Here is an 11,748-nt window from a genome sequence, read left to right on the forward strand (position 1 = left end):
TGCACGTTTGTGCAATGCGGTTGACTGCTATTCCCAGTCCTCGAAGAATGAGGAGTGCAGTAACCAATCCCGACATTGACGTTACGGAGTAGTACCTTGAGCATTCCAGCCGACCGGATCAACGGTGAAGGCACAACGACATCGACCCGCAAGGTGGTGCAGGAGCTCCGGGACAACCCCCGGGCCACGGTCCTGATCATCGGCGGCGGCATCAACGGGGTCGGCACGTTCCGCGACCTCGCACTCCAGGGGATCGATGTCGCGCTCGTCGAGCGTGGCGACTACTGCCAGGGTGCCTCGGGTGCGTCCTCGCACATGATCCACGGAGGCATCCGCTACCTCGAGAACGGCGAGTTCCGACTCGTCCGGGAATCCGTCGTCGAGCGCAACGCCCTCCTGCGGATCGCCCCCCACTACGTGAAGCCCCTCAAGACCACGATCCCCATCTACACCACGTTCTCCGGGATCCTCTCCGCCCCGATGCGTTTCCTGACGCACCGCCAGGGCAAGCAGGTCGAGCGGGGCGCCGTGCTCATCAAGGCCGGCCTGACCATGTACGACTTCTTCTCGCGTGACGGCGGCAATGTGCCCCGCCACTCGTTCGTCGGCCGCAAGAAGGCCCTCGCCGCCATGCCCGACGTCCGCAAGGACATCAAGTACGCGGCGACCTACTTCGACGCCTCGGTGCACAACCCCGAGCGCCTGACCCTCGACGTCCTGCGTGACGGGAAGATCGCCAACCCGTCCGCCCGGGCCGCGAACTACGTCAGCGCCATCGGGACGAGCGACGACGGCGTGCTGCTGCGTGACGAACTCACGGGCGAGACGTTTTCCTTCCAGGCCGACGTGGTCGTCAACGCCACCGGAGCGTGGACGGACGGGACCAACGCCACGCTCGGTACGGAGACCCGCTTCATGGGCGGCACCAAGGGCTCGCACATCGTGCTCGACCACCCCGAGCTGCTGAAAGCGTGCAACGGCACCGAGATCTTCTTCGAGCACGTCGACGGCCGGATCGTCCTGATCTACCCCATGGGCGACCGCGTCCTGGTCGGCACGACGGACATCGACGTCGACGTCGACGAGCAGGCGGTATGCACCGACGAGGAGATCGACTACTTCTTCGAGCTGATCGGACACGTCTTCCCGGACATCAAGGTCTCCAACGAGCACATCGTCTACAGCTTCTCGGGCGTCCGTCCGTTGCCGCGGCACGACGAGACGCAGCCAGGCTTCGTCTCCCGCGACTACCGCATCGAGAAGCGCGAGGAGACGCTCGGCACGCGGAAGGTCACCACCCTCAGCCTCGTCGGCGGCAAATGGACCACCTTCCGTGCACTGTCCGAGCACCTCGCCGACGAGACGCTGGCCGCGCTCGGCGCCCCCCGCAAGACCTCGACCGCGGGCGTCGCCATCGGCGGCGGCCTGGACTTCCCGACCGACGAGGCCGCGGAGCGTGCCTGGGTCAGGAAGGCCGTGCGCCCCGGAGTCGACGAAGCACGGGTCGAGGTGCTGCTGACCCGTTACGGGACCCGTGCGACGGACGTCATCGAGTACCTGGCGGACGGCCCCGACAGGATGTTCCACTCCACGAAGGAGCTCAGCACGCGCGAACTCGCCTACATCGTGGAGAACGAGCAGGTCGGACACCTGATCGACGTCCTGATCCGCCGGACCTCGCTCGCCTTCAGGGGACTGGTCACCGCTGATCTGCTCGCAGAACTCGCCGACACCCTGGCGCCCCTGCTCGGGTGGGATGCAGCGCAATCAGCAGCCGAGATCAAGCTCGCCGAGAAGGTCCTCGCGGACGCGCACCGGGTGCACCTCAAGAACCTGACGCCGTAGCGGCACCCGCCGCATCGGGGTCGAGCCGCTGCTTCCAGCAGCGGTGCAGTGCCAACGGCAGTGGTTGCCGGGGGGAAGCGAACGGGTGCCGTCGAGGCGGCGGCACCCGTCGATAAGTGAATAGACAAAGGAGTCAAAGATGTCTCTGGACGTATTCGTCGCCGAAACATTCGGCACATTCATGCTGCTGTTGCTCGGCACCGGTGTGGTCGCGAATGTCGCGCTCGCCAAGACCAAGGGCAATAACGGCGGTTTTCTCATGGTCAACTTCGGGTGGGGGCTCGCCGTCTTCGCCGGCGTCTACGTCGCCGCGCTGTCCGGCGCCCACCTGAACTTCGCCGTCACCATGGGCCTCTGGGTGAACCCCGACGTCGCTGAATTCGCCCCCGGCGTGGACAAGGACTTCGTCAACGCCATGGGCTACCTCGCCGCACAGATGCTCGGCTCGATCCTCGGCGCCGTCTTCTGCTGGCTCGCCTACAAGCAGCACTTCGACGAGGAGCCGGAGCCCGCGAACAAGCTCGGCGTCTTCTCGACCGGTCCCGCCATCCGGAACTACGGCTGGAACCTCGTCACCGAGATCATCGGCACGTTCGTCCTCGTGTTCGTGATCCTGTCCTTCGGCAACACCCCGTCCGGCCTCGGCCCGCTCGCCGTCGCACTCCTCGTCGTCGGCATCGGTGCCTCGCTCGGTGGTCCCACCGGCTACGCCATCAACCCGAACCGCGACCTCGGCCCCCGTATCGCCCACGCCCTGCTCCCCATCAAGGGCAAGGGCAGCAGCGACTGGGGCTACGCGTGGGTCCCGGTCGTCGGACCGATCATCGGCGGCGTCCTCGCCGGCATCGTCATCCAGTACGTCTCTTTCCCGCCCGCAGCCTAGAGAGCATTGCCTCGGGCGGCCCTACGGCCGCCCGCTTCTCCACGTCGTCATCCAATGAAGGAGTAAGACATGTCGCAGCAGTACGTCATCGCCATCGACCAGGGCACCACCTCGAGCCGTGCCATCGTGTTCGACCACAAGGGGGACATCGTGTCCTCCGGCCAGAAGGAGCACGAGCAGATCTTCCCGAAGGCCGGCTGGGTGGAGCACGATCCCGCCGAGATCTGGAACAACACCCGCGAGGTCATCGGCAACGCGCTGTCCAAGGCCAACCTCACCCGCCACGACATCGCCGCGGTCGGCATCACCAACCAGCGTGAGACCGCCGTCGTCTGGGACAGGACCACCGGCAAGGCCGTGTACAACGCCATCGTCTGGCAGGACACGCGGACCCAGAACATCGTCGACGACCTCGCCAAGGACGGCGGCGTCGAGCGCTACAAGGCGAAGGTCGGACTCCCGCTGGCCACCTACTTCTCCGGCACCAAGATCAAGTGGATCCTCGACAACGTCGACGGTGCCCGCGCGAAGGCCGAGGCCGGCGACCTCCTGTTCGGCAACACGGACTCCTGGGTCACCTGGAACCTCACGGGCGGCACCGACGGCGGCGTGCACATCACCGACGTCACCAACGCCTCCCGCACCCTGTTCATGGACCTCGAGACCCTGTCCTGGGACGAGTCGATCCTCGCCGACTTCGGAGTCCCGCTCTCGATGATGCCCGCGATCAAGTCCTCCTCGGAGGTCTACGGCACCGTCCACACCTCGCAGCTCCTCCGCGAGGTGCCCGTCGCCGGCATCCTCGGTGACCAGCAGGCAGCGACGTTCGGCCAGGCGGCGTTCGAGAAGGGCGGCGCGAAGAACACCTACGGCACCGGCAACTTCATGATCGTCAACACCGGCGAGGAGATCGTCCACTCGAAGAACGGCCTGCTCACGACCGTCTGCTACAAGCTCGGGGACGCGAAGCCGGTCTACGCGCTCGAAGGGTCGATCGCCGTCACCGGTTCGCTGATCCAGTGGCTCCGCGACAATCTCGGCATCATCAGGAGCGCCCCCGAGGTGGAGCAGCTCGCGACGACGGTCGAGGACAACGGGGGCGTCTACATCGTCCCTGCGTTCTCCGGCCTCTTCGCACCGTACTGGCGTTCCGACGCCCGCGGCGCGATCGTCGGCCTGACCCGCTTCGTGAACAAGGGCCACATCGCCCGTGCCGCACTGGAGGCGACGGCCTTCCAGACCCGCGAGGTGCTGGACGCGGCCAACGCCGACTCCGGGGTGAACATGGAGGACCTCAGGGTCGACGGCGGCATGGTCGCCAACGACGCCCTGATGCAGTTCCAGGCCGATATCCTCGGCATCCCTGTCATCCGCCCGAAGGTCACGGAGACCACGGCCCTCGGCGCCGCCTACGCCGCGGGGCTCGCCGTCGGCTTCTGGAAGGACACCGACGAGCTCGCCACCAACTGGGCCGAGGACAAGCGCTGGGACCCGGCGATGGACGACGCCGAGCGTGACCGTCAGCTCCGCATGTGGAAGAAGGCCGTCACGAAGACCTTCGACTGGATCGACGAGGACGTGCGCTAGCACGGGTGCATCGAGGGCATCCCCGGTCCGTCGGTCCGACGGGCGGGGGTGCCCTTCCCGCGCGGCGCCCCGGCCGGGCGCCGTTCGGCGTGCACTGCTAAAGTGAAGGCATGCTGCGCATCATGCTCCTTACGTAGCCGTACGGTCTCCGCCGTGCGGCCAGCCCCTCCCGTCTGCGAGGGGCTTTTGTGTGTCCGGCGCAGGACCGCCCCCGTCGTCGCGCCGCCGGGTCGCAGCACGAGCCAGGCAGTGACGCATCACCGCAGAACCACGTTCCACCGACAGGACAGGCCAACATACAGTGAGCAGCAACCCCGAGGTCGCTCAGCCGGACGACAACACCTACGATTTCCCGGCCATCGAGGCGAAGTGGCCGGCGGTCTGGGACAGGCTCCGGGCGTTCGCCCCGGTCGACGACGGCTCGCGCGAGCGGCGCTACGTGCTGGACATGTTCCCCTACCCGTCGGGCGACCTGCACATGGGCCACGCCGAGGCGTTCGCCATGGGCGACGTCGCCGCGCGCTTCTACCGGCAGAAGGGGTTCGACGTCCTGCACCCGATCGGCTGGGACTCGTTCGGGCTCCCGGCCGAGAACGCGGCGATCAAGCGCAATGCGCATCCGGCCGAGTGGACGTACGCGAACATCGAGACCCAGGCGAACTCGTTCCGACGCTATGCGATCAGCGCGGACTGGGACCGCCGGCTGCACACCTCGGACCCGGAGTACTACCGGTGGACGCAGTGGCTGTTCGTGCGGTTCTTCCAGAAGGGACTGGCGTACCGCCGGGACTCGCCGGTGAACTGGTGCCCGAAGGACCAGACGGTGCTGGCGAACGAGCAGGTCATCAACGGTGCGTGCGACCGGTGCGGGACCATGGTCACCAAGAAGAGCCTCAACCAGTGGTACTTCAAGATCACGGACTACGCGGACCGCCTGCTCGACGACATGGAGCAGCTCAAGGGCCACTGGCCGGAGCGTGTGCTCGCCATGCAGCGCAACTGGATCGGCCGGTCCGAGGGGGCCCACGTCCGCTTCCGGATCGGGGCCGACGGCGACCTGCCGGACACCGATGTCACCGTCTTCACGACGCGTCCCGACACCCTGTACGGGGCGACCTTCTTCGTCGTCGCCGCGGATGCCCCCCTGGCGCTCGACCTGGTCACCCCGGAGCACCGGGCCGCCCTGGACGCGTACCGCGAGCAGGTCAAGGGACTCTCGGAGATCGAACGGCAGGCCACCGAGCGGGAGAAGACCGGCGTCTTCACCGGCCGCTACGCCGTCAACCCCCTCAACGGCGAGAAGCTGCCCGTGTGGGCCGCGGACTACGTGCTGGCCGACTACGGCACTGGCGCGATCATGGCCGTCCCCGCCCACGATCAGCGTGACCTCGACTTCGCGCGGGCCTTCGACCTGCCGGTCCGCACCGTCGTCGACACCGGCGCGGAGGACGCCGCCGCCACCGGGATCGCGACGACGGGCGAAGGAACCCTCGTCAACTCGGGGGAGCTGACCGGCCTGGACAAGGCGACCGCCATCCGCCGCGCCGTCGAGCTGATCGAGGCACAGGGCACCGGCGAGCACACCATCAACTACCGGCTGCGCGACTGGCTGCTGTCGCGGCAGCGCTTCTGGGGGACGCCGATCCCGATCATCCACTGCCCGTCCTGCGGGGAGGTCCCGGTCCCCGACGACCAGCTGCCCGTCACCCTCCCCGAGGGACTCCGCGGGGAATCCCTGGCCCCGAAGGGGACCTCGCCGCTGGCCGCCGTCGAGGAGTGGGTCGACGTGGCCTGCCCGTCCTGCGGGGGTTCCGCGCGGCGGGACACCGACACCATGGACACGTTCGTGGACTCGTCCTGGTACTACCTGCGCTTCATCGACCCGCACCTGGACACCGCGCCCTTCGACACCGAGGCCGTCAACCGCTGGCTGCCGGTGGGCCAGTACGTGGGCGGCGTCGAGCACGCCATCCTCCACCTGCTCTACAGCCGGTTCTTCACCAAGGTCCTGTTCGACCTCGGCATGGTCTCCTTCACCGAACCCTTCAGCGCCCTGCTCAACCAGGGCCAGGTGCTCAACGGCGGCAAGGCCATGAGCAAGTCCCTCGGCAACGGGGTGGACCTCGGCGAGCAGCTCGACCGCTTCGGCGTCGACGCCGTCCGCCTGACCATGGTGTTCGCCTCCCCGCCGGAGGACGACGTCGACTGGGCGGACGTCTCGCCGTCGGGCTCCGCGAAGTTCCTGGCCCGCGCCTGGCGGCTGGGCGGCGACGTGACGAGCGCCGTCGGCGCCGACCCGGCGGCGGGTGACCGGGCACTGCGCTCCGTGACCCACCGGACGGTCGCGGACGCCTCCGAGCTCATGGAGGCCAACAAGTTCAACGTCGTCATCGCGAAGCTGATGGAACTGGTCAACGCGACGAGGAAGGCCATCGACTCCGGGGTGGGTGGCGGGGATCCGGCCGTCCGCGAGGCGACGGAGGCCGTCGCCGTCATCCTCGGCCTGTTCGCGCCCTACACGGCCGAGGATCTGTGGGAGCGGCTCGGCCACGAGGCGACCGTGGCGACGGCGGGCTGGCCCGTGGTCGATCCCGGTTTGCTGACGCAGGACAGCGTGGTCGCCGTCGTGCAGGTGCAGGGCAAGGTGCGCGACCGCCTGACGGTCTCGCCGGACATCGACGAGGACGCCCTGCGCGCGCTCGCGCTGGCCAGTGAGCAGGTGCAGCGCGTCCTGGACGGTCGCGACGTGCGGACGGTCATCGTGCGCGCGCCCAAGCTGGTCAACATCGTCCCGGCCTGATGGGACCCCGATGAGCCGGGCATCGACGGGCGGCGGATCGGTGGGGGACGCGCTGTGCGCATAGCCGTCGTCACCGATTCCGCCGCGGGCTTCCCGCCCGGCTGGCGCCTGCCCGGGGCGCCCGCCGAGGGGATCGAGGTGGTCCCCATGCCGGTGCTCGTGGGCGACGAGATCCTCACCGGCGAGTACGACGACGTCACGGCCCCGCTGATGATGGCCCTCGCGGCCGGCGAGGACGTGCGCACCTCGCGTCCGTCGCCCGGCCAGTTCGACCGGTTGTACGGCCGGCTCGACGACGAAGGCTACGACGGCATCGTGTCCGTGCACCTCTCGGGGCTGCTGTCCGGAACGGCGGACGCGGCGCGTCTCGCGGCGTCCCGGGCGGCGCTGCCCGTCGAGGTCATCGACACGCGGACGGCCGCCATGGCGCAGGGCCGGGCGGCCCTCGCCGCCCTGGCGGCGGCACGCCGCGGCGGTGACCTGCAGGCCTCGGCCGCCGCCGCGGCGATGGCTGCCCGCGGGTCGGCGCTCTACTTCTACGTCCCGAGCCTCGAGCAGCTGCGGCGCGGGGGACGGGTCACCGGCGCGGCCGGATGGCTCGGGACGCTGCTCTCCGTCCGGGTGATCCTCCATGTGCAGGGCGGTCGCCTGGTGCCGCTGGAGCGGATGCGCACAGCCGCCCGGGGGATCCAGCGGCTGCAGGAACTGGCCGAGGCCGACGTCGCGCGACGGGGTGGGGGAGCCCTGCTGACCGTGCATCACTTCGGCAACGAGGAGGAGGGTGAAGCCCTCGTCGGGCGGCTCGAGCTGTCCCTCGGGGCCGGCCGGGTCTCGCTGGCACCCTGCCCCGCGGTCCTCGCCGCCCACGCCGGTCTCGGCGTCGTGGCCGTCACGGTCAGTGCGGAGCAGCCCGGGCTCGACTGACACACACGGGGACCTGCCGAGATGTCCACATAGCGGCATCGGCCCTCGGGGACGTACCTCCCCGTTCCTAGGGTGGCTGCATGGGAAAGCACCGATGGCCGACAGCGGGGGACGCCGGGGCGCGGTCGCCCCGCCCGCTTCCGCTCGGCGAGCCCGATGGCGGCACCGAAGGTCATGGTCCCGCCGATGCCGACGAGGGGGTGCCCCGCCATCCCGGGGGTGTCCAGTGGCGTGTCGCGCGCTCGGCCGCGCTCGTGTTCCTCGGCGTCGCGCTGGCCGTCGGAGCGGCCCTCTTCCTCGTCCGCAGCTCCGAACCCTCCGCTGCCGCCGTCTCGGTACAGCTCGATGCCGGGCCCACCGATTCGCGTGAGGGGAGCGCCGGTCCTGCGGACAGCGGACCCGGCCCTGGGGGCAGCCCCGGCCCTGCCGAGGGGGCGTCCGCTCCAGCGGGCGGGAGCGCTCCGCCGGACGGTCGGGTCGAGCCTTCGTCGCCGTCCGGTGCCGATGCAGGGGAGGGGCCGGTGATCGTGTACGTCACCGGGGCGGTGGCGTCCCCCGGGGTCATCACGGTTCCCGCCGGCACCCGCCTCGTCGAGGTCATCGAGCGTGCGGGGGGCGCCCTCCCGGAGGCAGATCTCGAAGGGATCAACCTCGCCGGGATTCCGGCCGATGGCCAGCACATCCATCTGCTGGCGGTGGGCGAGGAGCCCCGCCCCGTCGTGGGGGAGCCTCCGGCGCCCGCGTCCCCGCGGGGCGGGTCCGGGGACCCACCGGATCCGACGGCGGGCGGTGCCGGTGCGCTGCCGGGGAGCATCGACATCAACACCGCCACACTGGCCGAGATCGAGACGCTCCCCGGGGTGGGACCCGTCCTCGGCCAGCGGATCATCGACTGGCGGGACGAGCACGGCCCCTTCGTCCAGGCTGCCGACGTCGACGCCGTCCCCGGCATCGGTCCCGCGCTGCTCGAGGGGATCCTGCCCCTCGTCGCCGTCCGGTGAGCCGGGCGACCGGACACCGTGCCGCCCTCGGCGGCGGGTCGGGGCGAGACCTGCCTCCCGGCGCCACATCGGACGGCGCCACATCGGACGGCGCCACATCGGACGGCGCCACATCGGACGGCGCCACATCGGACGGCACCACATCGGACGGCACCGAGTCGGACGGCGCCACATCGGACGGCACCGAGTCGGACGGCGCCGAGTCGGGTGGTGCGGTGTCGGACGGGCGGCGCCTTCCGCGCTGGAGAGGCGATCTGAGGCTCCTGCCCTCCGCCGCAGCGGCGTGGATCGCGGCCGCGACCGCCATCCACGGCGGAGCGCCCGGCGCGACGGCAGGAGGCCTCCTCGCCGGTGCGGCCGGCCTCGTTCTCGGGTGTGTGCTCCTCCTGGTCCCTCGGGGGCGGGCTCCCACGTGGGCGGTGGTATCCGCGCAGGCCCTCCCCCCGGCCGCTGCTCTGGCGCTCGTCCTGCTGGCTGCGGGCGGCAGCCTCGCCCGCGCCGAATCCGGGCCGGTCGACCGGGCAGTGCAGGCCGGCGTGCCGTTCACGGCGGTCCTGCGGATCTCGGGCGAGCCGAAGCTCCTGCCGCAGGGTGCCTTCGGCGGCGGGGATCGCTATCTGGTGGATGCCGACGTGATCGGGGGCGTCCTGCAGGGGAGACGATTCGCCTCCAGGACACCGGTCGCGGTCCTCGCGCCGGAGCAGTGGGGCGGGATGGGGACCGGAGACACGGTGCGAGTACTGGGAACCGCGAAGCCCTCCGATCGTGTCGGCAGGGCGGTTGCGGTCTTCCTGCCCGCCAGCCCACCGACCATCGACGAGGCGGGCGGGTGGCTGGGCTATACCGATCGTCTGAGGACGCAGTTCCGGGAGCTCTCCCTGCACGACGACCGCGACGGAGGGCTGCTGCCGGGCATGGCGCTCGGTGACAGGACCGGTCTGGACCCCGTCCTGGGGGACGCCATGAGGACCACCGGGTTGACGCACCTGACGGCCGTGAGTGGGGCGAACTGCTCCTACGTCGTGGCCTTCGCCTTCCTGGCCCTGCGTCTCGTCCGCGCCCCGCGTCCGGCGGCGGCCGTGGGAGCGGTGGTCGCCCTCGCGGGGTTCGTGATGCTGGTCCGGCCCGAACCGAGTGTCCTCCGCGCCGCCGTGATGGGCTCGATCGGTGTCGTGGCCGTCCTGTCCGGGCGCGGGAGGGTGTCGTTGACCCTCCTGATGCTGTCCGTGATCGTCCTGCTCGCCGCGGATCCCTGGCTCTCCGTGTCCTACGCCTTCGTGCTGTCGGTCGCCGCGACCCTGGGACTCGTCCTCGCCGGACCACGGGTGTCGGCGACCCTCGAGCGGGCGATGCCGCGACTCGCCGCGCAACTGCTGGCGATCCCGTTGACCGCACAGCTGTTCTGCACACCCGTCCTCGTGCTGATCCAGCCCTCGCTCCCGCTGTATTCGTTGCCCGCGAACGTCCTCGCCTCCCCGGCCGTCCCCGCGATCACCCTGCTGGGCATGCTCGCCGTCCTGGCGCTCGTCGTCGCGCCGGTCCTGGCACCCCCGCTGATCGCCTCCGCCCAGTGGGGTACGCGGTGGGTCGCCGGCGTGGCGGAGGTGCTGTCCCACGGCCCGGGGGCAGCGGTGCCGTGGCTCCCGGGGGTACCCGGAGCGGTCGCCGCGGCGGCCGTATCGCTGACGGTCCTGCTGATCCTCGCCCGGCGGGAACCTCCGGGCGCCACCCGGGGAAGTACCGGTCCCCGCCGACACCGGTCGCCTCTGGGCCGGTCGATCCCGCACCGCACCCCGTCCCCGGGGCTCGAGCCGGCCGTTGTTCCCGCGGGGGCCCGCCGCCGGCGTACGACGGCGGTGGTCCTCGCGGTCCTGGTCCTGTGCGTGGCCGCCGCCGCGATCGTCCGGGTGAGGGCGGGACCCGCCGCCGGGGAATGGGATCTGGCGATGTGCGACGTCGGCCAGGGCGACGGCATGGTCCTGGAGACGACGCCCGGCCACGCACTGGTCGTCGACGCCGGGCCGGACCCGGACGCCATGGACCGCTGCCTGGACGCCCTGCACGTGGAGGTCATCGATGCCCTGGTCATCACGCACCTGCACGACGATCATTACGGCGGCGTCGAGGGCGTCCTCCGCGGACGGGCCCTGGCGGCCCTCTACTACTCCAGCGGCGAAGCCGGCCTTCCTTCGGAACTGACCGAGGCCGCGGCGGCGGGCGGCGTCGAACCCGAGCGGCTCGACACCACGACCAGCCTCGACCTCGCCCCGCTCAGGGTCCGCGTCCTCTGGCCCACGGCGGCAGCGGACCTGACGGAGGAGAACAACGCGAGCGCGGTCCTGGACGTCGAGGTCCCGTCGCCCTCCCGCCCCGTCAGGATCCTGTTGACCGGCGACCTCGAGGAGGACGCCGCGGCGGCGCTGCTCGGCGTCGACCCCGGCCTGGCGGACAGGGGCGTCGACATCCTCAAGATCGCGCACCACGGGGCGAGGAACGGGGGCACGGCGGTGATCGACGCGGTCGGCCCGCGCCTGGCGCTCATCTCCGCGGGGAAGGACAACGAGTACGGCCACCCACATCCGGGCATCCTCGACGCGCTCGGCCGGGCAGGGATCACGGTCGCCCGGACGGACGAGCTGGGCTCCTTCACGGTGCACGTCGTCGGCGCGACCGTCGAGGTCCGACCGCTCCGTTGACGCGTCCGGGAC

The 11,748-nt window shown here is 70.6% G+C and carries 7 protein-coding genes; all 7 read left to right on the plus strand.

All coding sequences use genetic code 11. From position 1 onward, the window contains the following. The first annotated feature begins 96 nt into the window (after positions 1–96). Positions 97–1,845 (plus strand): glycerol-3-phosphate dehydrogenase/oxidase, encoded by a 1,749-nt coding sequence (locus tag AC4D2E_RS05735; RefSeq protein ID WP_490951916.1) that lies wholly within the window; start codon positions 97–99, stop codon positions 1,843–1,845. A gap of 139 nt (positions 1,846–1,984) precedes the next feature. Continuing rightward, positions 1,985–2,728 carry an MIP/aquaporin family protein gene (locus AC4D2E_RS05740; RefSeq protein WP_104165147.1) on the plus strand — a complete coding sequence of 248 codons (744 nt, stop codon included), beginning with the start codon at positions 1,985–1,987 and terminating at the stop codon, positions 2,726–2,728. 69 nt (positions 2,729–2,797) lie between these two features. Continuing rightward, positions 2,798–4,315 (plus strand): glycerol kinase GlpK, encoded by a 1,518-nt coding sequence (glpK, locus tag AC4D2E_RS05745; RefSeq protein ID WP_104165145.1) that lies wholly within the window; start codon positions 2,798–2,800, stop codon positions 4,313–4,315. Positions 4,316–4,616: 301 nt separating this feature from the next. Continuing rightward, the gene (leuS, locus tag AC4D2E_RS05750; RefSeq protein WP_490951917.1) at positions 4,617–7,115 is read left to right on the plus strand and encodes a leucine--tRNA ligase; all 2,499 of its coding nucleotides are present in this window, start codon (positions 4,617–4,619) and stop codon (positions 7,113–7,115) included. Between the two features lie 54 nt (positions 7,116–7,169). Then, positions 7,170–8,039 carry a DegV family protein gene (locus tag AC4D2E_RS05755; RefSeq protein ID WP_490909408.1) on the plus strand — a complete coding sequence of 290 codons (870 nt, stop codon included), beginning with the start codon at positions 7,170–7,172 and terminating at the stop codon, positions 8,037–8,039. An 80-nt stretch (positions 8,040–8,119) separates the two neighbouring features. Further along, positions 8,120–9,040 carry a ComEA family DNA-binding protein gene (locus AC4D2E_RS05760; protein ID WP_490951918.1) on the plus strand — a complete coding sequence of 307 codons (921 nt, stop codon included), beginning with the start codon at positions 8,120–8,122 and terminating at the stop codon, positions 9,038–9,040. Beyond that, positions 9,037–11,736: a ComEC/Rec2 family competence protein gene (locus AC4D2E_RS05765; RefSeq protein ID WP_490951919.1), complete on the plus strand. Its 2,700-nt coding sequence runs from the start codon at positions 9,037–9,039 to the stop codon at positions 11,734–11,736. The genes AC4D2E_RS05760 and AC4D2E_RS05765 overlap by 4 nt, the downstream gene beginning before the upstream one ends. Positions 11,737–11,748 lie beyond the last annotated feature (12 nt).

The organism is Arthrobacter sp. TJ-265 (assembly GCF_058269135.1).